Annotated in this window: 26 protein-coding genes; 11 read left to right on the top strand and 15 right to left on the bottom strand. The window is 69.9% G+C overall.

Going from position 1 to position 22,987, the window contains the following annotated elements:
• Nucleotides 1–45: 45 nt before the first annotated feature.
• Genes aztB through DEJ11_RS01225 form a run of 4 tightly spaced genes read left to right on the top strand, consistent with a single transcriptional unit; the run spans nucleotide 46 to nucleotide 4,239 of the window.
• A complete protein-coding gene (gene aztB / locus DEJ11_RS01240) occupies nucleotides 46–939 on the top strand; it encodes a zinc ABC transporter permease AztB (RefSeq protein WP_111103334.1) in 894 nt (297 codons plus the stop codon).
• Nucleotides 936–2,135 carry a YncE family protein gene (locus DEJ11_RS01235; protein ID WP_111103333.1) on the top strand — a complete coding sequence of 400 codons (1,200 nt, stop codon included), beginning with the start codon at nucleotides 936–938 and terminating at the stop codon, nucleotides 2,133–2,135. Before aztB ends, DEJ11_RS01235 begins: the two co-directional genes overlap by 4 nt.
• Nucleotides 2,132–3,034, top strand: a complete 903-nt coding sequence (locus DEJ11_RS01230; RefSeq protein WP_502866906.1) for a metal ABC transporter solute-binding protein, Zn/Mn family — start codon at nucleotides 2,132–2,134, stop codon at nucleotides 3,032–3,034. The genes DEJ11_RS01235 and DEJ11_RS01230 overlap by 4 nt, the downstream gene beginning before the upstream one ends.
• Before the next feature lie 26 nt (nucleotides 3,035–3,060).
• Nucleotides 3,061–4,239, top strand: a complete 1,179-nt coding sequence (locus DEJ11_RS01225; RefSeq protein ID WP_111054828.1) for a hypothetical protein — start codon at nucleotides 3,061–3,063, stop codon at nucleotides 4,237–4,239.
• 102 nt (nucleotides 4,240–4,341) lie between these two features.
• Here the strand turns inward: DEJ11_RS01225 and DEJ11_RS01220 are convergent, their stop codons facing one another.
• From DEJ11_RS01220 to DEJ11_RS01205, 4 genes are all read right to left on the bottom strand, one after another.
• Nucleotides 4,342–5,679, bottom strand: a complete 1,338-nt coding sequence (locus tag DEJ11_RS01220; protein WP_111054776.1) for an ABC transporter substrate-binding protein — start codon at nucleotides 5,677–5,679, stop codon at nucleotides 4,342–4,344.
• A gap of 62 nt (nucleotides 5,680–5,741) precedes the next feature.
• Nucleotides 5,742–6,692 carry a carbohydrate ABC transporter permease gene (locus DEJ11_RS01215; protein ID WP_228516621.1) on the bottom strand — a complete coding sequence of 317 codons (951 nt, stop codon included), beginning with the start codon at nucleotides 6,690–6,692 and terminating at the stop codon, nucleotides 5,742–5,744.
• On the bottom strand, nucleotides 6,689–7,603 hold the full coding sequence (locus DEJ11_RS01210; RefSeq protein WP_027467229.1) for a carbohydrate ABC transporter permease: 915 nt from the start codon (nucleotides 7,601–7,603) through the stop codon (nucleotides 6,689–6,691). Before DEJ11_RS01210 ends, DEJ11_RS01215 begins: the two co-directional genes overlap by 4 nt.
• Nucleotides 7,600–9,633, bottom strand: coding sequence for a beta-galactosidase (locus DEJ11_RS01205; protein WP_111103332.1), 2,034 nt, complete (start codon nucleotides 9,631–9,633; stop codon nucleotides 7,600–7,602). The genes DEJ11_RS01210 and DEJ11_RS01205 overlap by 4 nt, the downstream gene beginning before the upstream one ends.
• A gap of 216 nt (nucleotides 9,634–9,849) precedes the next feature.
• Here DEJ11_RS01205 and DEJ11_RS01200 point away from each other — a divergent pair, with 216 nt between their 5' ends.
• A complete protein-coding gene (locus tag DEJ11_RS01200) occupies nucleotides 9,850–10,872 on the top strand; it encodes a LacI family DNA-binding transcriptional regulator (protein WP_071245173.1) in 1,023 nt (340 codons plus the stop codon).
• 84 nt (nucleotides 10,873–10,956) lie between these two features.
• On the opposite strand, the gene DEJ11_RS01195 is transcribed toward DEJ11_RS01200, so the two are convergent.
• A complete protein-coding gene (locus tag DEJ11_RS01195; RefSeq protein WP_027467232.1) occupies nucleotides 10,957–11,313 on the bottom strand; it encodes a VOC family protein in 357 nt (118 codons plus the stop codon).
• A gap of 85 nt (nucleotides 11,314–11,398) precedes the next feature.
• On the bottom strand, nucleotides 11,399–12,034 hold the full coding sequence (locus tag DEJ11_RS01190) for a GNAT family N-acetyltransferase (RefSeq protein ID WP_258375349.1): 636 nt from the start codon (nucleotides 12,032–12,034) through the stop codon (nucleotides 11,399–11,401).
• Between the two features lie 67 nt (nucleotides 12,035–12,101).
• Between DEJ11_RS01190 and DEJ11_RS01185 the strand changes: the two genes are divergently transcribed.
• Together DEJ11_RS01185 and DEJ11_RS01180 are read left to right on the top strand one after the other, a co-directional pair.
• Nucleotides 12,102–12,734 (top strand): TetR family transcriptional regulator, encoded by a 633-nt coding sequence (locus DEJ11_RS01185; RefSeq protein WP_181440814.1) that lies wholly within the window; start codon nucleotides 12,102–12,104, stop codon nucleotides 12,732–12,734.
• A gap of 78 nt (nucleotides 12,735–12,812) precedes the next feature.
• Nucleotides 12,813–13,274 (top strand): DUF4383 domain-containing protein, encoded by a 462-nt coding sequence (locus tag DEJ11_RS01180; protein WP_111103329.1) that lies wholly within the window; start codon nucleotides 12,813–12,815, stop codon nucleotides 13,272–13,274.
• Between the two features lie 61 nt (nucleotides 13,275–13,335).
• Here DEJ11_RS01180 and DEJ11_RS01175 read toward each other — a convergent pair whose 3' ends face one another.
• Complete coding sequence (locus DEJ11_RS01175; protein WP_111029083.1) at nucleotides 13,336–14,067, bottom strand: OBAP family protein; 732 nt, start codon at nucleotides 14,065–14,067, stop codon at nucleotides 13,336–13,338.
• An 89-nt stretch (nucleotides 14,068–14,156) separates the two neighbouring features.
• On the opposite strand from DEJ11_RS01175, the gene DEJ11_RS01170 reads away from it, so the two are divergent.
• Nucleotides 14,157–14,978: an aldo/keto reductase gene (locus DEJ11_RS01170; RefSeq protein WP_111103328.1), complete on the top strand. Its 822-nt coding sequence runs from the start codon at nucleotides 14,157–14,159 to the stop codon at nucleotides 14,976–14,978.
• Between the two features lie 108 nt (nucleotides 14,979–15,086).
• Here the strand turns inward: DEJ11_RS01170 and DEJ11_RS01165 are convergent, their stop codons facing one another.
• The 7 genes from DEJ11_RS01165 to DEJ11_RS01135 all read right to left on the bottom strand — a co-directional run bounded on the left by DEJ11_RS01165 (nucleotide 15,087) and on the right by DEJ11_RS01135 (nucleotide 19,004).
• Entirely contained in the window at nucleotides 15,087–15,548 is a 462-nt protein-coding gene (locus DEJ11_RS01165; RefSeq protein ID WP_181440813.1) for a DUF4265 domain-containing protein, read from the bottom strand.
• Nucleotides 15,549–15,580: 32 nt separating this feature from the next.
• Complete coding sequence (locus DEJ11_RS01160; protein ID WP_111103326.1) at nucleotides 15,581–16,168, bottom strand: HEAT repeat domain-containing protein; 588 nt, start codon at nucleotides 16,166–16,168, stop codon at nucleotides 15,581–15,583.
• A gap of 54 nt (nucleotides 16,169–16,222) precedes the next feature.
• Complete coding sequence (locus DEJ11_RS01155) at nucleotides 16,223–16,678, bottom strand: hypothetical protein (protein ID WP_111103325.1); 456 nt, start codon at nucleotides 16,676–16,678, stop codon at nucleotides 16,223–16,225.
• A 28-nt stretch (nucleotides 16,679–16,706) separates the two neighbouring features.
• Nucleotides 16,707–17,183, bottom strand: a complete 477-nt coding sequence (locus DEJ11_RS01150) for a DUF4265 domain-containing protein (protein ID WP_171907792.1) — start codon at nucleotides 17,181–17,183, stop codon at nucleotides 16,707–16,709.
• A gap of 85 nt (nucleotides 17,184–17,268) precedes the next feature.
• Nucleotides 17,269–17,856, bottom strand: coding sequence for a HEAT repeat domain-containing protein (locus DEJ11_RS01145; RefSeq protein ID WP_111103323.1), 588 nt, complete (start codon nucleotides 17,854–17,856; stop codon nucleotides 17,269–17,271).
• Between the two features lie 145 nt (nucleotides 17,857–18,001).
• Entirely contained in the window at nucleotides 18,002–18,589 is a 588-nt protein-coding gene (locus tag DEJ11_RS01140; RefSeq protein WP_111103323.1) for a HEAT repeat domain-containing protein, read from the bottom strand.
• Between the two features lie 43 nt (nucleotides 18,590–18,632).
• Nucleotides 18,633–19,004 carry a hypothetical protein gene (locus DEJ11_RS01135; protein WP_111103321.1) on the bottom strand — a complete coding sequence of 124 codons (372 nt, stop codon included), beginning with the start codon at nucleotides 19,002–19,004 and terminating at the stop codon, nucleotides 18,633–18,635.
• A gap of 182 nt (nucleotides 19,005–19,186) precedes the next feature.
• Between DEJ11_RS01135 and msrA the strand changes: the two genes are divergently transcribed.
• Complete coding sequence (gene msrA, locus DEJ11_RS01130; protein ID WP_111024046.1) at nucleotides 19,187–19,708, top strand: peptide-methionine (S)-S-oxide reductase MsrA; 522 nt, start codon at nucleotides 19,187–19,189, stop codon at nucleotides 19,706–19,708.
• 18 nt (nucleotides 19,709–19,726) lie between these two features.
• On the opposite strand, the gene DEJ11_RS01125 is transcribed toward msrA, so the two are convergent.
• The gene (locus tag DEJ11_RS01125; protein WP_111103320.1) at nucleotides 19,727–20,086 is read right to left on the bottom strand and encodes a UBP-type zinc finger domain-containing protein; all 360 of its coding nucleotides are present in this window, start codon (nucleotides 20,084–20,086) and stop codon (nucleotides 19,727–19,729) included.
• A 176-nt stretch (nucleotides 20,087–20,262) separates the two neighbouring features.
• On the opposite strand from DEJ11_RS01125, the gene ppk2 reads away from it, so the two are divergent.
• Nucleotides 20,263–21,171, top strand: coding sequence for a polyphosphate kinase 2 (gene ppk2, locus DEJ11_RS01120; protein ID WP_027467245.1), 909 nt, complete (start codon nucleotides 20,263–20,265; stop codon nucleotides 21,169–21,171).
• A 185-nt stretch (nucleotides 21,172–21,356) separates the two neighbouring features.
• Complete coding sequence (locus DEJ11_RS01115; RefSeq protein ID WP_110863544.1) at nucleotides 21,357–22,985, top strand: APC family permease; 1,629 nt, start codon at nucleotides 21,357–21,359, stop codon at nucleotides 22,983–22,985.
• Nucleotides 22,986–22,987 lie beyond the last annotated feature (2 nt).

Genomic DNA, 22,987 nt, shown 5'->3' with positions numbered 1-22,987 from the left:
CACGCTATCAGTATCGATACTCGTTTTCATGTAGCGTCTCGGACCGTGACCTGGCTGACCGATCCGTTCTCCGTCGACTTCATGGTGCGCGCCCTGGTCGGCGGCTCCCTGGCGGCGGTCCTCTGCGCCGTGGTCGGCACCTGGGTGCTGGTCCGGGGCATGGCGTTCCTGGGCGAGGCGCTCTCGCACGGCATGCTGCCCGGCGTCGCGATCGCCACCCTCACCGGGATCCCGCCGGTGCTCGGTGCCGCGGTGAGCGCGGGCGTGATGGTGCTCGGCGTCGGGGCACTGCGTCGTCGTGCACGACTGTCGTACGACACCTCGATCGGCCTGCTCTTCGTCGGGATGCTCGCACTCGGCGTGATCATCGTGTCGTCCTCGCGGTCGTTCGCCACCGACGTCACCGCGATCCTGTTCGGCGACGTCCTCGCCGTCACCCGGGCCGACGTCGGCGGCCTCGCGATCGCCGCAGCCGTGGCCCTGGCCGTCGCCGTGGCGTTCCACCGGCCCTTCACCGCACTGGCGTTCGACACCCGCAAGGCCACGACGCTCGGACTGCACCCACGACTGGCCGAAGTCGTGCTCATCGGGCTCGTCACCCTGGCGGTCGTCGCCTCGTACCGGGCCGTCGGCACCCTGCTGGTCGTGGGCCTGCTGCTCGCGCCGGCGGCCGCCGCCCGCGCCTGGACCCGGCACGTGGCCTCGACGATGCTCCTCGGCGCCGGCATCGGTGCCGCCGCCGTCCTCGTCGGGCTGCTCGTCTCCTGGCATGCCGGCACCGCCGCCGGCGCGAGCATCGCCGCGGTCGCCGTCGCCAGCGTCGTGGTCTCACGCGCCCTGGCCGCCGTCGTCCTGCGGCGCACCCCGATCCCGACACCGGCGCGCGCGGCCGCGCCGGCGGCACCACGATCCGCCGCACCGTCTCGAGAGGGAGCATGAAGCACTCGACCACCAGCCGCGCCCCCGCGCGCCTCCTGTCCACCATCGGCCTCGCCACCGGCCTGGCCCTCACCGTCACCGCCTGTTCCCCGGGCGCCCCGTCGGCCGACAGCTCGACCGGCACCGCCCGTCCCCACGGTTACGTGGCGGGCGCGAGCGAGTCCCAGGAACCCCAGGTGCGCCTCCTGGCCGTGTCGGCGACCGGCGCGACCGCGCTGCACGACCTGCTCACCGAGGAGACCACCGAACTCGACGACGTGAACGCACCGGAGCACTCGGCGACCGACGGCCGGTTCCTCGTGACGAGCGATGCCGACCGCACGACGATCGTCGACGGCGGGTCCTGGACCGTCGACCACGGCGACCACACGCACTACTACGCAGCCGAGCCCCGGGTCGTCGGCACGATCGACGGCGGTGGCCGGGTCGAGGTGCACTCGTCCGAGACCATGACGACGATCACCTGGCCGGACCGCGCCGAGGCCGTCGTGCTCGACCGCGAGGCACTGGGCCAGGGCAAGGTCGACGAGACCGCCCGGATCGACGCGAGCGTCCTGCTGCCGATGGGCGAGCAGCTCGTGGCGGCCGACGGCGACACGGTCCGCGTGCTCGACGCGGACGGCGAGGCGACCGACGCCGCCGACACCGCGCAGACCTGCACCGACCCCGCCGGCGGGATCGTCACCCGCGCCGGTGCCGTCGTGGGCTGCGCCGACGGAGCGGTCGTGGTGGACGACGCCGGCGAGACCTCGTTCGTCGACCTGCCCGACGGCGCCGAGCGTCCGACCGCCTTCGCCGCCCGCGCCGGACGGCCCACCGTCGCCGGACTGGCCGGCACCACCGGGTTCTGGCTGCTCGACGTGCGCGAGCGCTCCTGGCGGCTCGTGCCGACCGAACGGCCCCTGCGCGCCGTGGTCGCGGTGGACGACGAGGACGAGCACGTCGTCGGGGTCGACGACTCCGGGCGGGTGGTCGTCGTGACCGCCTCGACGGGGAAGGTGTCCACGACGACGGCGCTCATCGACATCGGCGCAGACGACCCCGCGCCGATGCTGCAGCTCGACGCCCAGCGCGCCTACCTGGCCGATCCCGCGGACGGCACCGTGCACGAGATCGACTACGCCGACGGCGCCCGGGTCGCCCGCACGATCGAACTCCCCGTCGCCCCCGTCGCCTTCGCCGAGGTCGGACTGTGACCGGCACCAGGGCCCTGACCGCGGGTCTCGTCGCCGCGATCGTCGCCCTCGTCGCCACGGGTTGCACCACCGCCGGCTCCGACCGACCCCTCGTCGCGGTGACGACGAACATCCTCGGCGACGTCGTCAGCGAAGTCGTCGGGGACCAGGCCGACGTCATGGTCCTCATGCCCCCGGGCGCCGACCCCCACTCGTTCGAGGTCTCCGCGCAGGAAGCCGCACGACTGCGGAGCGCCGACCTGGTGGTCGAGAACGGGCTCGGGCTCGAAGAAGGGGTCGCCCGTCACGTCGCGGCGGCGGCCGCGGACGGCGTGCCGGTCTCCACCGCCGGGGACGCGTTCGATCCGCTGGAGTGGACCACCGAGGACGACAGCGGCCCCGACCCGCACTTCTGGACCGACCCCGCCCGGATGGTCGACGTGGTCGAGGCCCTCGACCAGGACCTGCGCGACGCCGGCATCGAGCCGACCGGCACCGATGCCTACCTGGACGAGCTCCGCGACCTGGACGACACGATGACGACCGCGTTCCGGACCGTGCCCGAGGAACGCCGGGCGCTCGTCACGAACCACCACGTGTTCGGGTACCTGGCCGACCACTACGGGTTCCGGGTCGTCGGGGCGGTGATCCCGAGCGGGACCACCCTGGCCTCTCCGAGCGCCGCCGACCTGCGCGACCTGGCCGACGCCATCGACGAGGCGGGGGTCCGGACGATCTTCGCCGACGCCTCGCAGCCCGCGCGACTGGCCGAGGTACTCGCGGAAGAGGTCGACCTGCACGTCGAGATCCGACCGCTGGCGACGGAGTCCCTCACGGAGGACGGCGACGCCTCCACCTACCTCGGCATGATGCGCTCGAACACCGAGGCCATCGTCGACGGCCTGTCGACTGGTAATTGAGAATGAGAATCAATACAGTGAGCGACATGACGAACACGAAGACGCTCCGGGCCGCGTGGCCCGCCGCCCTGCTCGGCGCGGCCGCCCTGGCCCTGACCGGGTGCGCCACGAACACCGACGCCGGGTCCGACACCGCTGCGACCCCGAAGGCCGACGGGACCCGCATCACCCTCACCTACGACGGCGGCCTGCTCGTCCTCGACCAGGACCTGCAGGTGGTGGCCGACGACGCGATCGACGGCTTCACCCGGGTCAACCCCGCCGGCGACGGACGCCACGTGCTCGTCACCGTGCCCGAGGGCTTCCGGGTCCTCGACACCCAGGCCGAGCCGGCCCTGACCGACGCGGTCTTCCCCGCCGACACCGGTGGCCACGCGGTCGTCCACGGCGACCGCACCGCCCTGTTCGCCGACGGCACCGGCGACGTGACGACGTTCGACCACACCGAGCTCGACGGAGCCGACCTGCCCGAGGTCGAGACGACGAAGTCCGAGGCCGCCCACCACGGCGTCGCGATCGAGCTCGAGGACGGCACGCTCCTGACGACCATCGGCACCGAGGAGAGCCGCTCCGGCGTGCGCGCCCTGGACGCCGACGGCACGGAGATCACCCGGTCCGAGGAGTGCCCCGACGTGCACGGCGAGGGTGCGGTCAAGGGTGAGGTCGCGGTGTTCGGCTGCACCGACGGCGCCCTGGTCTACCAGGACGGCGCGTTCGAGAAGATCGACGCCCCGACCGAGTACGGCCGCACCGGCAACCTGTTCACCACCGATGACTCGTCCGTCGCCGTCGGCGACTACAACGACGACCCCGACAGCGAGGGGTACCTGCTCGACCAGATCGCCCTGATCGACGCGGCTTCGGGGAAGTACACGGTCGCGGACATGCCCGACGGCGTCGGCTTCACGTTCCGCGACCTCGCCCGCGGCCCCGGTGACGAGGCCGTCGTGCTCGGCGACGACGGTGCCCTGCACACCTTCGACGAGACCACCGGCGAGCAGCTGGAGTCGTACCCGGTGATCGACGCGTGGGAGGGCCCGACCGAGTGGCAGGACGCCCACCCGGCCCTGAAGGTCGAGGGTGACATCGCCTACGTCACCGACCCCGCCGAGCAGAAGATCCACGCCGTCGACCTGACCACCGGCAAGGTCATCGCCTCGAGCGACGAGCTGCCGGGCGTGCCCAACGAGATCGCGGTCGCGTAGGGCTGGAAACGACCCGAGACGGACAGGAGGCCCGTGGCGATCCCGCCACGGGCCTCCTGTCCGTCGTCAACGCGTGGACCGCGCGACGTCAGCCGCCGTCCGTCAGCCCTTGACCGGGATCGACTGCGCCTTGAGCGCCGCGATGGTCTTCGACTGCCCGGACTCGAGCGCCTCGCTCAGGGTGCCCGAGCCGGACGCCGCCTGCCCGAAGCCGTCGGAGACGTCCGAGTAGGTCTGCGTCATCGTCGGACCCCAGGTGAAGGGCTGGATGTCCTTCGCCGCGGTGGCGAACTCCTCGTAGATCTTCTGGCCACCGTAGAAGTCGAGCCCCTCGGTCAGGGCCGGCAGGTCGGCGCCGGTGGTCGAGGCCGGGTACAGGTTGGCCTCCTTGTTCAGTGCGGAGAGCGCCTCGGTCGAGGTGTTCAGCCAGACCAGGAACTTCGACGCCTCGGCAGGGTGCTTGCTGCCCGCGAAGACGACGTTCGACGAACCGCCCCAGGCGGCCGACTTGGTCTCGCCGGACTTCCACTGCGGCATCGGAGCGACGGCCCACTTGCCCGAGGTCGACGGCGCACCGCTCGAGATGGTGTTCGCACCCCAGACCGCGGAGACCCAGGTCCAGTCCTTGCCGCTGTCGTAGGCGTTGTTCCATTGGTCGGTGAAGCTCGGCAGGGTGTTGACGAGCTTCTTGTCGATCAGGTCCTGCCAGTAGTCGGCGACCTTCTTCGACGCGGCGTCGTCCAGGTTGACCTTCCAGTCCTGGCCGGAGTTCTCGAACCACTGGCCGCCGGCCTGCGAGACGAGCCCGGCGAACTGGTTGACGTCACCCTTGGCGAAGTTGGTGATGTTGCCGCCGAGCTTCTTGATCTTGACGGCGTCCTCGGCGTACTCCTCCCACGTCTTCGGGGCGTCGAGGCCGGCCTTCTCGAACAGGTCCTTGCGGTAGTACAGCGCCATCGGACCGGAGTCCTGCGGCACGGCGTAGACCGACTTCCCTTCGCCGAAGGTGACCTGGTTCCACAGGCCGTCGGAGAAGTCCTTCTTCGCGTCGCTGATGCCGGCGCACGCGCCGATGTCCTCGAGGCCGCCCTGCACGCGGAACGCCGGCAGGGTGTCGTACTCGACCTGGCCGATGTCCGGCGCCTGCTTGGCCTTCAGCTGGTTGAAGAAGTTCTGGTAGGTGCCGCTGTTGCCGTTCGCGACGATCGAGACCTTGACCTGGATGTCCGGGTTGGCCTTGTTCCAGATCGCGACGACCTTGTCCATGTTCGGCACCCAGGTCGTGAAGTCGAGGGTGACCTTGCCGTCCGAGGGCTTGCAGCTGGCGGCGGCGGTGTCGGATCCACCGCCGCTGCTGCTGCCACCGGTGCTGCAGCCGGCGAGGGCCACGGTGGCGGCCACGGCGATCGCGGCGACGCTGAGGAACTTCGTTGTCTTCATGCTGTTTCCGTTCGGATGTGGTGTGGGGAGAGCTGGTGCGGGAAGGGGTGCGGGTCGAGGGGCTACTTCAGGCCGCCGGAGCCCAGGCCGGAGCGCCAGAAGCGCTGCAGGCTCAGGAAGGCGATGAGCAGCGGGATGATCGAGACGAACGACCCGATGAGCACGAGGGTGCGCAGGTCCGGGTACTGGTTCACGCTCGAGTTCCACGTGTAGAGGCCGAGGGTGACGGGGAACAGCGACGAGTCGCGGAGCATCACGAGCGGCAGGAAGAAGTTGTTCCACACGGCGACGAACTGGAACAGGAAGATCGTCACGAGCGCGGGCGACATCAGTCGGACGGCCACGGTGAAGAACGTGCGGACCTCGCCGGAGCCGTCGATGCGGGCCGCTTCGATGATCTCGTCCGGCACGCTCGACGCCGCGAACAGCCGTGACAGGTAGACGCCGAACGGGCTGACGATGCTCGGCAGGAACACCGACCAGAACGTGTCGGTCAGGTCGACCTGGCTGAAGATGAGGAACAGCGGCAGGGCCAGGGCGGTCGCCGGCACGAGCACGCCGCCGAGGAACACGTTGAACAGGACCTCGCGGCCGCGGAACCGGTACTTGGCCAGGGCGTACCCGCACATCGCGGAGAGCACGGTACCGAGCAGGCCGGCCACCCCGGCGTAGGCGATGCTGTTCAGCAGCCAGCGCAGGTAGATGCCGTCCTGCCGCGTGAACAGCTCGACGAGGTTGCCGAAGAAGTCCTGCACCGAGGTGGCGCTGAACCACAGCGAGAACGTCGAGTTGAAGTTCGCGGCGGTCTTGGTGGACGAGACCAGCAGCCAGAAGATCGGCAGCAGGAAGTAGAGGGTGAAGACCCCCATCACGATCATCGCGGCGCTGCGCGAGATGACGCTCTCACGGGGACCACGCGCTCCGCGCTGGTGCGGACGGGAGGCCCGGTTCGGCTCGAGTGGTCGGCCGACGTCGCGGACGAGGTCACCTTGGGACGGGGCGTTGACGGTCATTCGGCGGCCTTCCGCTGGGTCAGTCGGAGGAACCCGATCGACAGGACGAACGTGGCGACGGCGAGCACGACCGAGAACGCCGCGGCGAGGTTGAAGTTCGGCACCGAGGACGTCGAGTAGACGAGCATGTTCGGCGTGAACGTCGACGAGATGGTCGAGGTGAACTGGCGGAACACGGTCGGCTCGGTCAGCAGCTGCAGGGTGCCGATGACGGAGAACACCGCGGTGAGGACGATGGCCGGCACCACGAGCGGGATCTTGATCGACAGGGCGATCCGGAGCTGGGACGCACCGTCGAGCTTCGCCGCCTCGTACACCTCGGCGGGGATCGCGAGGAGCGACGAGTAGATGATGAGCATGTTGTAGCCGACGTAGACCCAGGTCACGACGTTGGCCACGGCCCACAGCACGGTGCTGCCGCCGAGCAGGTCGACCCGCGAGGTCACCGCGGAGAACGGCGACAGGTCGGGGGCGTAGAGGTAGCCCCACATGATCGCGGCGATGACGCCGGGCACCGCGTACGGCGCGAAGAACGCCAGGCGGAAGAACCGCTTGCCGCGCAGCAGCGGGGAGTCGAGCAGCAGCGCGAACAGGAGCGCGAGCCCGAGCATCACCGGCACCTGCACGACACCGAACAGCAGCACGCGGAGCACGGAGCTCCAGAACTCGCCGTCCTGGAACACCAGGGCGTACTGGCTCAGGCCGCCGAACACCTGCGTCGGGGCGCCGAACGTGCCCTGCCGCTCGATCTTCTGCAGCGACTCCCACACGGCGTAGAGGATGGGGACCAGGTAGAACGCCGTGAACAGGACGGCGAACGGCAGGACGAAGATCGCGATGGCGCGGCGGTAGCGGAACCCGCCGCCCCGGCGTCGTCGGGTCGCGCTGGGCGACTGTGCGGTGGTGGTCATGAGCGGTTCCTGTCGGTGCGGATGATCTGGGTCCCGCCGGGGGCGATGGCGGTGGTCCCGGTGACGGGGCGGTCGGCGACGAGCTCGTGGCCGACCTCGTGGTGCTCGACGGGGCGGTCGGAGTGGTTCAGCAGGAAGACCCACTCGTGGGTGTCGTCCCGGCGACGCACGACCTCGAGTCCGGGGCGGACGGCGGGGTCGGCGCGCACCCCGGCCTCGTCGAGGACGCGGTGGACGAACCCGCCCAGCGCACCGGCGTCGAGCACCGTGGACGTGTACCAGGCGGTCCCGGCGCCGTGCTCGTTGCGGGTCACGGCCGGACGGCCGGCGAGCGAGCCCTCGGCGTAGTCGACGACGCTCGTCGCACCGCGCAGCTCGACCGGCTCCGACCAGACGCTGCCGGTCGTGCCGTCGGACAGCGCGATCGTGGCGTCGGCGGCGAGCGGGAGGAACTCGTCCACCCGCACGCCGAGCAGCTCACGGAAGGCGCCGGGGTAGCCGCCGGTGCGGACGCGGTCGCGCTCGTCGACGATGCCGCTGAAGCAGCTGACGATCGTGTGTCCGCCGCCGGCGACGTGGTCGGCGATGACGGCCGCGTGCTCGTCGCGGACCAGGTACAGCTCGGGGACGACGACGAGCGCGTACCCGTCGAGCGGTGCCCCGGGGGCGACGACGTCGACGGTCACGCCGAGGTCCCAGAGCGCAGCGTGGAACGCGTGGACCTGCTCCAGGTAGCGGAGCGCGGTGCTGGGGTGGGCCTCCAGGTCGGCCGCCCACTGGTTCTCCCAGCTGAAGACGAGCGCGACGTCGGCGACCACGCGTGAGCCGCGCAGCTCGCCGAGCCGCTCGACCAGGGCGCCGAGCGCGACCACGTCGTGCCAGGTCCCCGACTCGGTCCCGGCGTGCGGCAGCAGCGCGGAGTGGAACTTCTCGCTGCCCTGCACGGACGCGCGCCACTGGAAGAAGCAGACCCCGTCGGCGCCGCGGGCGATGTGCGCCGCGGTGTTCCGGAGCATCTCCCCCGGGGCCTTCGCGACGTTGTGCGGCTGCCAGTTGACGGCGCCCGTCGAGTGCTCCATGAGCAGCCAGGGGGCGCCGCCGGCCAGGCCACGGGTGGTGTCGGCGGCGAAGGCGAGCTCGACGTGCGGCCGGGGCAGGCGGTGGTCCAGGTAGTGGTCGTTCGCGATGACGTCCATGTCGCCGGCCCACGACCAGTAGTCGAGCGCCGTGATGTGCGCGGCGACCATGAAGTTCGTCGTGACGGGCTTGTCGCTCAGCTCGCGCAGGACGGCGGCCTCGGCGCGGTGGTGGCCGAGGAGTTCGTCGGACGAGAACCGGTCGAAGTCGATGGTCTGCGCCGGGTTCGTGAACGACAGCGTCGCGCGGGGCGGCAGCACCTGCTCCCACGCGGAGTAGCGCTGGCTCCAGAACGAGGTGCCCCAGGCGGCGTTGAGTGCGTCGACCGTGCCGTACCGGGCCTGCAGCCAGCCGCGGAACGCCTGGGCGGAGACGTCGCAGTAGCAGTGCGCGTTGTGGCAGCCGAGTTCGTTCGACACGTGCCAGAGCCGCACGGCGGGGTGGTCGCCGTAGCGCTCGGCGGTGGCGCGGACCAGGGCGAGGGCGTGCTCGCGGTAGATCGGCGAGCTCGGGCAGAACGCCTGGCGGCCGCCGGGCCAGCGGGTGGTGCCGTCGGCGACGACGGGCAGGACCTCGGGGTACCGGGTGGTGAGCCACGGCGGGGTCGAGGCGGTGCCGGTGCCCAGGTCGACCCCGATGCCCGCGCCGTGCAGCAGCTCGATGACGGTGTCGAGCGCAGCGAAGTCGTACTCGCCCTGCCGCGGTTCGACGTGCGACCAGCCGAAGACGTTGATCGCGACGAGGTTCACGCCGGCCTCGCGCATGAGCCGGACGTCCTCGACCCACACCTCGGGGTCCCACTGCTCGGGGTTGTAGTCGCACCCGAACGCGAGGCCCGTCGAGCCGAGGCCGAGCGCGCCGGTGGCGGTCGTCGGCAGGGTGGTGGTCGTCACGGGGATCCTCGCTGATCGGGGCGACCCCGGCCGCCTCGGTCGCGTGCGACCCCTTCGACGGCGAAGGCCACCCAGTGTTCTGGGAGCGCTCCCAGTCCGCACCGGCCGATCGGGGCCGGATGTTTCTGGGAGCGCTCCCAGATCAAACACCAGCGGCCGGACCCTGTCAACTGCGAGGCGTTCCGAGGGCTCCTCAGCGGCGGATATGGTTGCCCCATGTCCGAGGTCCGATCCGCTCGTCAGCGCGCCACGATCCAGGACGTCGCCGACGAAGCGGGGATGTCCCGCGGCACCGTCTCACGGGTGCTCAACGACGAGCCGTACGTGTCACCGAAGGCGCGCGAGGCCGTGCAGGACGCCGTCCGACGCGTCGGCTACGTGCGCAGCGCCGCCGCCCGCAGCCTGGTCACCCGGCGGTCCGGGGCGATCGCGCTCATCGTCCACGAACCCTCGGTCGTGGTGCTCGACGACCCCAACATCGGCAACATCCTGATCGGCACGAACGCCGTGCTGTCCGACGCCGACCAGCAGCTCGTCACGATCATGGTCGACTCCGCCCGCGACAGCGAGCGCGTGGTCGAGTACCTGCGCGGCGGCTTCGTCGACGGCGCTATCGTGCTGTCCGCCCGTGACGGCGACCCGATCACCGGCGCGATCGAGGAGATCGGCATGCCCGCGTGCTTCGTCGGGCACCCGTCCGACGCCGCGAACATCTCGTACATCGGCATCGACAACCGCGCCGCCGCCGAGCAGATCACCCGACGGCTGGTCGACACCGGTCGACGCCGGATCGGGATGCTCGCGTCCGGGCTCGACCGCGACTCCGGCCAGGACCGTCTGGCGGGGTTCACCGCGGCACTCGGCGAGCGCTTCGACCCCGACCTCGTCGCCCGGAACCCCCTGTTCAGCTACACCGCCGGCGCCGAGGGCATGCGCGAGCTGCTCGAGCGGGCCCCGGACATCGACGGGGTGTTCGCCGCGTCGGACGCGGTCGCCGCCGGCGCGATGGACGTCCTGCAGCGCAGCGGCCGGAGCGTGCCGGGTGACGTCGGCGTGGTCGGGTTCGACGACAGCGCCTGGGCGCTGCGGTGCGACCCGCAGCTGTCGACGGTGCGGCAGCCGGCGCGCCTGCTCGGCGAGCAGGCGGCGCACCAGGTGCTCGAGCAGATCGGCGGCACCGACGACGGTCCACGCGGTCTGCTGTTGCCGACGGAGGTCGTCTGGCGCGGGTCCGCGTAGCCGGCCGCAGGACGGACGGGAGGCCCGTGGCGGCGTCGCCACGGGCCTCCCGTCCGTCCGTGGGTGCGTCCCGCACCCGCTGGGTCAGCCCTGCGGCGGCGAGTAGAGCTGCAGGTCGTTGCCCTCGCTGTCCTTGAAGGGGATGATCTTGCCCCACGGGTGCTCGCTGATCTCGCCCTGGATGTCCGCACCGCGCTCCTTGAGCGCGGCGACCTCGTCCTCGATGCTGCCGTCCGGCTGGAACGACACGACGGCGCCGCCGTCGCTCGCCTGGCTGGCGGACTCGCGCCCGTTCAGGCCGATCATCAGGCCGCCGGCGTCGATCTCGCTCCAGTCGTCGGACTGGTCCTTGACGGTGAGACCGAGCGTGTCGCGGTAGAACGCGACGGCGCGCTCCATGTCGCTGACCGGGACCCAGACTGCTGCGACTCCACTTGCCATGGTGTTTCCTCTCGTCGTGGTGTGCCGTGGACGGTAGGCAGCGCTCGTGCACGCCGGTACAGGGTCGGTGTCCCCCGGCGTCGGGTCAGCCGGCGGCCGGACGCCACATGCTGATCGGGGTCGCCGCCCGGAACCCCGCGATCGGCGCGCCGTCCGCGAACCCGTGCCGTCGGTACAGCCGGCGGTTCACCGGGGTGGAGGACTCCAGGTACGCGCCGTCCGACGTCCGGTCCGCGCGCTCGAGTGCGTGGCCGAGCAGCAGTCCGCCGATGCCCCGACCACGTGCTGACGCCGACACCCCGATCTCGGCGAGGTACCAGTGCGGGGCGACCGGTCGGGCGCGCTCCATGCGGCGCAGGTGGGCCACCGCGCGGAGTGCCCCGCCGAGCCCCAGGGTCCGGAGGAACGCCGGCACCTGCCGCACGAAGGCGCGGACGCCACCGGGCTGCCGACCGGGTGCCTGCCAGAAGGCGGCGCCGACCACGCGGTCACCGATCGTGGCGACGTCCACCCGCCGCGCGGGCATCGGCACCGACCGGATGAGCGCGGCGAACAGCCCGGTCAGCACAGCGGGGCGGTTCTCGCCGGATCGCGGTGGCCGGAACTCGGCGAGCACCGGGTCGTCGGCGAAGGCCTCGGCGAGGACGGCCGCGGCCGCCTCGAGCTCGGCGGGTCCTGCTGCTCGGACGACGGTCTCTATGCTGACTCCTCGGGTGCTCAATGATTTGGCCACTTGGCCGACTTCATCTTCGCGGCCGGTCCTGCACGCGCCCCGTACGCTTCCTGTGATGACCGACGAGCAGCAGACGCGCGGGTACCGCAGCCGACAGGACCGGCGTGCGGAACTGCTCGACGCCGCCGCTCTGGTCGTGCGGGACGACGGCCTGCGCGGCCTCACCACCCGGGCCGTCGCCGCTCGAGCCGGCGTCGCACACGGTGTCGTGCACTACGTCTTCGGTGCTCGACGCAACCTGGTCGTCGCGCTGCTCGAACGGCAGGCACGTGCGGTCCTACCGCCGGTGCTCGCGGCCGCCGACGAGCACGCCGACCTCGCCGCCGCGCTCGAGGCGGGGATCTCCGCGTACCTCGACCTGGTGCGGCGCGAGCCCGAGCGGTTCCGGGTGCTCGAGGCCCTGAGCGCGACGTCCCTCGCCCCGGACGGCGACGGGGACCTGCTCGACGCCGAACGACGGCTCTGGCGCGACGGCGTGGTCGCCGGGATCGACCGCTGGACCGCACGGCACGGGGCGACGCCGTCCGAGCCGGTGCCCGTCGTCGCCGAGGCCGTGATCACCCTGGTGGACGGGCTCGCCCGCGCCGCGTGGAGCGATCCGGACGGCACCGCGACCGCCCGATCGCGGGCGTTGCTGGTGCGCGGATTGACCGCCGCGGTGACCGCCGTCGAGACCGCCGAGCACTGACCTGCAAACCGACCGGGGAAGCGCTCCGAATGTCATGTGTGCCGCACACTGCGGCGCGTACAGAAAAGAGGGCTGATCATGACCAGCAGCGCAGCAACCGCACGCACCGCCTCCGGTTCGACGTGGACCCAGCGGGGCGCGTTCGTCTTCGGTGTCGTCTTCCTGATCGTCGGCATCGCCGGGTTCATCCCCGGACTCACCATGGACATGGGCTCGATGTCCATGGCCGGCCACGGCTCCATGGCCCTGCTCCTGGGCCTGTTCCAGGTGTCCGTCCTGCACAACATCGTGCACCTGCTCTTCGGCGTCGTCGGGCTGCTCGCCGCCCGCCGTGCAGCCTCCGCACGCCTGTACCTCGTCGCCGGCGGCATCGTCTACGCGGTGCTCTTCGTCTACGGGCTCTTCACCGCGGGCATGGCCGGTGGCGCGAACTTCGTGCCGCTGAACAGCGCGGACAACGTGCTGCACGCCTTCCTGGCCGTCGCGATGATCGTGCTCGGCTTCGTCCTGCCGCGGATCGGGACGCGCACCGCGCGCTGAACCGCACCACATGACGGACGGGAGGCCCGTGGCGACACCGCCACGGGCCTCCCGTCCGTCGTCAGGGGCGTCCGTCGTCCGCGTCGACGACACCCGGGGTCGGGGTCGTGCCCGTGAAGGCGTCGCGCATCGTGCCGACACCGCGCTGCGGGTGGGCGCGGTCGAGGTACTTGGCCCGCGACTCCTTGCGCGGTTCCGGATCGGTGCGCATCGCCTGGTTCCGGTCCTGCTGCAGCGCGCTGTCCACCTCGCCCTCGCGGTTGAACGACCACATGAGCATCGGATCGCCGATCGGCAGGTCGTGTGCGGGCTGCGAGCCCATCGGGGTGCTGTGCCAGGTGTGCCAGGTCTTGCCGTACGAGTTCACCAGGTGCCCCATCAGCTCGGTCTCCACCGCGATCGGCAGGCCCGGAGCGACGAGTTCACCGGAGAACACCTCGTGGTTGTGCGGGTGCCACGACGCCTGCTCGTCCTCGGGCAGGGAGTCGAACAGCCGCTCGGACACGATGTACTCGATGCCGATCAGGTTCGCGTCGGCGGTGTTGCCGTCGAAGAGCACGCACTGCAACATCTCGGCGTTCACCACCTTGCAGAAGTGGTGCGCCTCCATCTGCACGTCGGGCTCGCCCTTCACGCAGTGGAACCCGACCACGTAGACGTCGAAGCCCCGCAGCGGCGCCGAGGTCTGCAGCACGGCGGCGCCGCGGTCGAGCAGGGCGAGCTCGAAGCCGCCGGCCGCTCCGGGCGGGGTGACACCGGTCTTCCGGTCGTGCACGGTGGGGTTCAGGGGCATGGGGGCGTCCTTCCGTCCGTTCGAGGTGGGCGCCATGCAACCCGGCAGCCCCTCGGAACGCTGTGCGGTTGCGGCGTACTGTCCGCTGCATGCCCGCACTCATCGACACGTTCACCCTGTCCAACGGTCTGCACATCCCGAAGATCGGCTTCGGCACCTGGCAGATCCCGTCCGGCTCCGACGCGTACGACGCCACGAAGACCGCCCTCGACCTCGGCTACCGCCACATCGACACCGCCCTGGCGTACGGCAACGAGGCGAGCGTCGGCGAGGCCGTCCGCGACAGCGGCATCCCCCGCGACGAACTCTTCATCACCACGAAGCTGCCGGCCGAGATCAAGACGGCTTCGGGCGCCCGCGACGCCTTCGAGGAGTCGAGCCGCAACCTCGACCTCGGACACGTCGACCTGTACCTGATCCACGCGCCGTGGCCCTGGAGCGACATGGGCTCCGACCACCGCGACGGCAACGTCGAGGTCTGGAAGGTCTTCGAGGAGCTCTACGACGCCGGCCGCACCAAGAGCATCGGCGTCTCGAACTTCGCCGTCGCCGACCTCGAGGACCTGCTCGGACGCACGGACGTCGTCCCGCACGCCAACCAGATCCGCTGGTTCATCGGCAACACCCAGGACGAGACGACCGCCTTCGACCGCGAGCACGACATCCTGACCGAGGGCTACTCCCCGCTCGCCACCGGAGGCCTGCTCGAGAACGAGCAGATCGCCGAGATCGCGGCGAAGTACGACAAGACCGTCGCCCAGGTCGCGATCCGCTACCTGCTCGAGAAGGACGTCCTGCCCCTGCCGAAGTCCACGACCCCGTCACGCATCGCCGAGAACGCCGACGTCAACTTCGTGCTCGCCGCCGAGGACGTGGCCGCACTCGACGCACTCGAGGACACCGCGAGCTGACGCGACCCCACCCCGGACTGGAGGCGCGGTGCCAGCTGGCACCGCGCCTCCGGTCCGGCGTCCCTGCACCGATTCAAGGGCTCGCCAGCCCGTGGCGCGCCCTCCCGCTCAGCGCTCTGCGGTGTCGTACTCGATGAGTCCGTCGTCTTCCAGCCGCTGCAACCGGTCCGCGAACTGGTCGGCGGCCGCATCCCCTCGGATCGCTACTCCTGTGATCGAGCCCCACGTCTCGACGGCTCCGCCGAATTCGTGGATGACATCGTGAGCGATGCGGAAGGCGCGTGCATCACGAGGGCTGATCCTGAAGACCCACGACTGTCCCCGTTCGACACGACCTCCGTACTCAAGCTGTCCGGTCGAAGTGTTCTCGACCGTGTCGATGATGTCTTCGAGATGGACGTCCTTCGCGAACAAGGGGACGCAGCTGACGACGTTGCGGCCGTCGTCGAGGACGATGATCGTCAGGTCTTCGTAGCGGATCGGGTCCCACGACGGATCGAGCTCCACACGGACGACCTTCTCGACTCCGAGCACTGGGTTGTCGTGCGTGACGACGGTGTCATCCGGCATTCCTACGGTTCCTTTCGCAAGCGCGGCGCGCTTCATCCGATCTTCCGCAGCCCGAGCGCAGCCTTCTTCCGCACCCAGGGGCGGTCGTCGGTCAACTTCTCCTCGAAGGCCTCGCGCGCTCGCGGGTTCGGCCGCTTGCTCAACGCGAACACCGCATGCCCGCTGATGTCGTGGTCGTCCATGAGCTGCAGGAGGACATCGACCGCTTCGGGCCGCTTCGACTTCCCCAGCGCGAGGGCCACCATCTGCCGTGCTCCTCCGTACTGAGGATCGAGCGCGAGCGCTGCCACGTCATCGAAGTACGTGTCCACGTACGCTGATTCGATCGAGGCCCCCACCGCCCAGCGCGTACCCGCTTCGTCGGTGAAGTTCCGGAACGCCTCGACCAGCGCAGGCATGGCCGTGCCCTTTGCCGACGGGTTCGACAGCGCATGAGCGAGGTCCTGTTGCATGGCCGGCGTCCGCGCCTTCCGCAGCCACTCGATCAGCAGGGGGATCGCGTCCTTGTAACGAATCCCGGCCTGGGCGAAGACGGACAGGTTCGAGAAGTCGTACCCCAGCGCTCGGAGGTCCGCCAGGATCGCCGACTGCTCGGCGGCTTCTTCTGGAGGGAACGGCATCAGGTCCTCCGGAGCGCAGGGCGGCGAGCTCGGTTCAGGAACGGCTGTGCCGCCTCATGCATGCGAGAACTCGATGCGGAAGCGGAAGTCCTCGAAGTCGACGTCGCCCAGTCCGTTGCTGCACCGAACGACCATCGCGTCGACCTCCTGCTCGACGATCATGCCGAAGTTCCCCGTCCATGCATCCTCCGAGCCGTACGGGGAGCGCCAGACGTTCCACACCCGCATCCGCTCGAGGCGTGACGGGTCGTAGACCGCGAACTCGATGACCGGCGGTGCCGTATCCGTCCAGAGCCGGAACCCGCGCCCGCTCAGATGGTTGATCGTCACCGTCGCCCCCTTGGCGTCGAGCGCCATTCCTTGGTCTCGATCACCACGGGCCGCCTCGAACACGATCCGTCCCCGTGCGATCCCGGGCGGAAGGTCGAGGATCGCCCAGACCGTCGTGCCCCGCAGATCGATCGACGCTGCTCCGGCTTGCCGGAAGCGCTCCTCCATGAAGATCGACACGAAGAGCAGTCTCCTGCAACGAGGCGGGTCAGAGCCAGCCGGTCTCGTAGGACAGAAAGTCCGGACGCTGCAGAGCTTCCAGTGCTTCTCGAACAGCAGCGAGTCTCTGGGTGCCCTCGACCGCGAACGCGACCAGACGCCCGCGCGTTTCCACGAGCGCGTCATTTCGCTGCAACAGCTCCAGGAGTGCTGCGGCTGCGTCATCACGCTCAACGAATGCTCGGAGAACCCAGAATGCGCTTCGTTCGAGAACTGCAGTCGGCGTGGGACCGACTCCGTCACGCTCCTCGAGACGCACTCTGTCACCGAGCGACCAGCCGTACGTGAAGAACGGGATGCAGCAGAGCTGGTGGGTGCCGTCACCGAGGTCCCGGAAGAGGAGCTGCTCGAACTGCAGAGGACTCGTCGGATCTTCAGCGATCGTCGCGTCCGCGACGAAGTCGACTCGGCCAGCCCACACCGGGTTCGGGTGCAACGCCCATCGAGCTGGATCGGGTGCAGTCAAGCGACCTTCTCCAGCGAGACGCCACGAACACACGGGCGCTGACCCTCGTCGTGGATGGATGACCGCTTCACGCGGCCTGACCGTATCACCCGATCTTCCGCAGCCCGAGCGCAGCCTTCTTCCGCACCCACGGGCGATCGTCGGTCAACTTCTCCTCGAACGCCGCCCGCGCTCGCGGGTTCGGCCGCTTGCTCAGCGCGAACACCGCATGCCCGCTGATGTCGTGGTCGTCCATGAGTTGCAGGAGGACATCGACCGCTTCGGGCCGCTTCGACTTCCCGAGCGCGAGGGCCACCATCTGGCGAGCATCGCCGTACTTCCGGTCAAGCGCGAGCGCTGCCACGTCATCGAAGTACGTGTCCACGTACGCTGATTCGATCGAGGCCCCCACCGCCCAGCGTGTATCCGCTTCGTCGGTGAAGTTCCGGAACGCCTCGACCAGCGCGGGCATGGCTGTGCCCTTTGCCGACGGGTTCGTCAGCGTGTGAGCGACTGCCCGCTGCATCATCGGCGTCCGCGCCTTCCCTAACCACTCGATCAGCGTCGGTACCGCGTCCTTGTACCGGATACCCGACTGAGCGAAGGCGGACAGGTTCGAGAAGTCGTACCCCAGCGCTCGGAGGTCGGCCAGGATCGCCGACTGCTCGGCGGCTTCTTCTGGAGGGAACGGCATCAGGTCCTCGGGAGGGTGATGGCGTCGAGCGCCATTCCTTGGTCTCGATCACCGCAGGTCGATCGACGCCGCTTCGGCTTGCTGGAAGCACTCCGCGACGAGACTCGACGCGAAGAGGAGTCTCCCGCAACGAGCGGGGTCAGAACTACCCGATCTTCCGCAGCCCGAGCGCAGCCTTCTTCCGCACCCACGGGCGATCGTCGGTCAACTTCTCCTCGAACGCCGCCCGCGCTCGCGGGTTCGGCCGCTTGCTCAGCGCGAACACCGCATGCCCGCTGATGTCGTGGTCGTCCATGAGTTGCAGGAGGACATCGACCGCTTCGGGCCGCTTCGACTTCCCGAGCGCGAGGGCCACCATCTGGCGAGCATCGCCGTACTTCCGGTCAAGCGCGAGCGCTGCCACGTCATCGAAGTACGTGTCCACGTACGCTGATTCGATCGAGGCCCCCACCGCCCAGCGTGTATCCGCTTCGTCGGTGAAGTTCCGGAACGCCTCGACCAGCGCGGGCATGGCTGTGCCCTTTGCCGACGGGTTCGTCAGCGTGTGAGCGACTGCCCGCTGCATCATCGGCGTCCGCGCCTTCCCTAACCACTCGATCAGCGTCGGTACCGCGTCCTTGTACCGGATACCCGACTGAGCGAAGGCGGACAGGTTCGAGAAGTCGTACCCCAGCGCTCGGAGGTCGGCCAGGATCGCCGACTGCTCGGCGGCTTCTTCTGGAGGGAACGGCATCAGGTCCTCGGGAGCGCAGGGCGGCGAGCTCGCTTGACGACGGTCATCGGATCGACAGATTGATCGCGACGACACCGAGCGCGAAGACCAGGACGATGACCACGAGGCCGATCGTGGGTATCAGCACCTGTCGCCGCACCGTGGGAGCACCGGACGCCCCGATGACCCAGGTCGTGATCGCGACGATGAACGCGACCAGCGGCACGAGGATCTGTGCGGTCTCCCCGACGGCGTACGAACACCGCATCGTCTCGTCGGAGCCACACGGGGTGTACTGCAGCTGCGCGGCGAGCATCCCCGGCAGCGAGCCGATCGCCGCGAACACCTCGAGGAACACGAGGAAACAGAACGCGAGTCCGAGCAGCCACCAACCACGTGGACGGCGCTGGACTTCGTCGATGGATGACCGCTTCATGTGAGCCCGACCGTACCGCAGGGGCGACACGGAGCACGGACTCGTAGGGTCGAGTCGTACCGAGCGCACACCCGGGTGGGTCCGTGCCCCACAGCGGACCTGACGACGGGAACAGATCGTCCCTGTTGCCGGTTGCACCACACGGTGTCGCAGCCAGTGACACGAGAGCCCAGGAGGCCACCATGACCACCACCGAGACCGCCATCCTCGCCGGCGGATGCTTCTGGGGAGCGCAGCAGCTCCTCCGTCGTCGTCCCGGCATCGTCAGCACCCGCGTCGGCTACTCCGGCGGCGACGTGCCGAACGCCACGTACCGCAACCACGGCGACCACGCCGAGTCGGTCGAGATCGTCTTCGACCCGTCCCAGATCTCGTACCGGGACCTGCTGGAGTTCTTCTTCCAGATCCACGACCCGTCGACGAAGGACCGCCAGGGCAACGACATCGGTCGGAGCTACCGTTCGGCCATCTTCTACACGACCGACGAGCAGAAGCAGGTCGCGCTCGACACCATCGCGGACGTCGACGCGTCGGGCATCTGGCCCGGCAAGGTCGTCACCGAGGTCACCGCGGCTGGCCCGTTCTGGGAGGCCGAGGACGAGCACCAGGACTACCTCGAGAAGAACCCGCACGGCTACACCTGCCACTTCGTGCGTCCGGGCTGGAAGCTCCCGCACCGCGACGAGGCGACCGCGGCCGTCTGACCTGACGACCGCCGCGGATCAGCGCGATCCGCCGAGCAGTTCCAACCAGTCCCCGGGAAGGCGATCCGCCGGCCCGGGGACTGCCTGCGTCACGGGGTGGCTGGTGGGTGCTGCGAGCTCGAGCCCCTCGGAGCGGGTGTCGTCGCGGTAGTCCCACGCCCAGGTCTCGCCGGGCTCGTAGCTCTGGATGACCGCGTGCCCGGTCTCCTGCCAGTGCCGCGTCGCGTGCGTGTTGAGCGAGTCGTCGCAGCAGCCGACGTGGCCGCACGCCGCGCAGCGGCGCAGGTGCACCCACCACGAGCCGGTCGCGTCGCACTCGACGCACCCGTCTCCGCTCGGTGCGATCTCGGGGTGGATCATCTCGGCCTGGTCCGTCATGGCCCCATCATGCCTGTGAAGGGCCACATGCGGTCGGGAGGCACGGGGCGGGCCCGCACCGCGCCTCCAGGCCGTCATCGGGTCGTGTCCAGGGCGAGGCGTGGGGCGGTCGTGCGGGTGGCCGGGCCAGGATGGCCTGGGGCCGACAGCCGATCGGCTCGCAGAGGGAGGACACCGTGGACACAGCGCCGTACTCGCAGCCGTTGCGGGAGTACATCGAACAGCTGCGGACCGAGGGGTACAGCGTCGCGGACGGTCAGACGGCCGACCCGGAACTGATCGACCCGCACGGCAACCCGGTGCTCACCTGGCAGGACGACTACCCGTACTCGGAGCGCCTGCCGCGGGACGAGTACGAGTACCAGAAGTACCTGCTGCAGATCGAGCTGCTGAAGTGCCAGTACTGGCTCGAGGACACCGGCCAGAAGGTCGTGGTGCTCTTCGAGGGGCGTGACGCCGCGGGCAAGGGCGGCACGATCAAGCGGTTCACGGAGCACCTCAACCCCCGGACCTCGCGGGTCGTCGCGCTGAGCAAGCCGACCGAGCGCGAGCGTGGTGAGTGGTACTTCCAGCGGTACGTGCAGCACCTGCCGGCCGCCGGTGAGATGGTCCTGTTCGACCGCTCCTGGTACAACCGTGCCGGCGTCGAACGGGTGATGGGGTTCTGCAGCGACGACGAGTACGAGTCGTTCATGACCCAGGTGCCGCAGTTCGAGCGGATGCTCGTCGACTCCGGCATCCACCTGACGAAGTTCTGGTTCTCGGTGACCCGGCGCGAGCAGCGGACCCGGTTCGCGATGCGGCAGCTCGACCCGGTGCGACGGTGGAAGCTGTCCGACATCGACCTGCTGTCGCTCGACCGGTGGGAGGACTACACCGAGGCGAAGACGGCGATGTTCACCCGGACGAGCAAGCGCTACGCGCCGTGGACGATCGTGCGGTCGAACGACAAGAAGCGTGCGCGGCTCAACGCGATGCGGTACTTCCTGACGCAGTTCGACTACCCGGACAAGGCCGCCGACGTCATCGGCAAGCCGGACCCGCTCATCGTCCGCCGCGGCAAGCGGGACGTGGACGTCGAGTGACCCCCACGGGTGATCCCCCACCGGTGATCCCCCGCCGCTGATCCGCCCGCCGACTCGGAACGTTTACACGCCGGGGCCTGCCGTCACGCACTCGAAACAGACGGGCAACGGCGCCGACACAGGGCCGCAAGACACTTGTCGCACTACCTGTCACCCGACAGGTACTCCGCGAAAGGTCTGCAGTCATGCGTTCTCCGCAAGCACCGCTCCACGCACCGCGCGCCACGTCCGACGTCGACACCCAGGGGCTCGCCCGCCTCGGCTACGAGCAGGAACTCCACCGCGGAGTCGGCTCGTTCTCCTCCTTCGCGGCGGGCTTCTCCTTCGTCTCGATCCTCACCACGGTCTTCCAGCTGTTCGGACTCGGCTTCGGGCTGGGGGGTGCTGCGTTCTTCTGGGCGTGGCCGCTCGTCTTCGGCGGCCAGCTGCTCGTCGCGCTGAACTTCGCGCAGCTCGCGGCCCGCTGGCCCATCTCCGGCGCGATCTTCCAGTGGTCGAGTCGCCTGGCCGGAGCCCGGTTCGGGTGGTTCACCGGCTGGACGATGATCATCGGCCAGATCCTCACCGTCGCGGTGGCGGCCATCGCCGTGCAGGCCGTGCTGCCCGCGATCTGGGACGGGTTCCAGGTCGTCGGCGGTCCGGGCGCGGACCCGTCCGTCGCGTCGCCGACCGGTGCCGCGAACGCGGTGGTCCTCGGGCTGGTGATGCTCGCCGTGACGACGATCGTGAACATCACGAGCGTCCGGCTGATGGCCCGCGTGACGAGCTTCGGCGTGCTCATCGAGATCATCGGCGTGGTCGTGCTCATCGGCGCCCTGTTCCTGCTGCCGCACCGCAGCGCGTCCGTGGTGTTCACGACCGCCGGGTCGACGAGCACCGAGCCGTACGTGTGGGCGTTCCTGGCGTCCTCGCTGATGGCCGCGTACGTGATGGTCGGCTTCGACTCGGCCGGTGAGCTCGCGGAGGAGACCCACAACCCGCGTCGGACCACCCCGAAGACGATCGTCCGGGCGCTCACGGTCTCCGGCCTCGGCGGCGGGCTGCTCATCATCGGTGCCCTCGTCGCCGCCCCGAGCCTGACCGACGGCAAGCTCGCCACGCAGGGCCTCGCCTGGGTGATCACCTCGACCCTCGGCGACGTGTTCGGTCGTCTCCTGCTCTGCACCGTCGCCGTCGCGGTCTTCGCCTGCACCCTCGCCGTGCAGACCGCCGGAGCCCGGATGGTCTACTCGATGGCCCGCGAGAAGGCGCTGCCCTTCCACCGCACCCTCGCCCGGGTCTCGCCCCGCACCGGCACACCGATCGCCGCGTCGATCGTCGTCGGGGTCGGCGCCGGGCTGGCCCTCGCCGTCAACATCGGGCAGTCCGCGATCTTCACCGCCCTGTCGAGCCTGTGCATCGCGATGCTCTACCTGGCGTACCTCGGCGTCACCGGGCCGCTGCTGGTCCAGCGGATCAAGCTTCGTCGTACCGGGCTGCCGACCGGGGTGGACGAGGACGGCAAGCCGCTGTTCACCCTCGGTCGCTGGGGCATCCCGCTGAACGCCCTGGCCGTGGCGTTCCAGATCGGCATGGCGATCAACCTCATCTGGCCCCGGCCGGAGATCTACGACCTGACCGGCACCTCGTGGTGGCTGCAGTACAGCGCCCTGCTCTTCATCGGCGGCGTGCTGCTCGTCGGCTGGGCGTGGTCGAGCTGGCGGCACCGCACCCATGGGCCGATCACCCTGGCCGAGGTGCCCACCACCGCGGCGGTGCCCGTCCCCGCAGCCGCGACTGCGGCGAGCCCGACCGCCGCCTCCGTCGAAGCCTGATC

It is taken from the genome of Curtobacterium sp. MCLR17_058 (assembly GCF_003234705.2).
GTDB classification, from domain to species: Bacteria; Actinomycetota; Actinomycetes; order Actinomycetales; family Microbacteriaceae; genus Curtobacterium; species Curtobacterium flaccumfaciens.
Note: the sequence above shows the minus strand (reverse complement) of the source record. Positions and strands in the feature narration are given on the sequence as shown.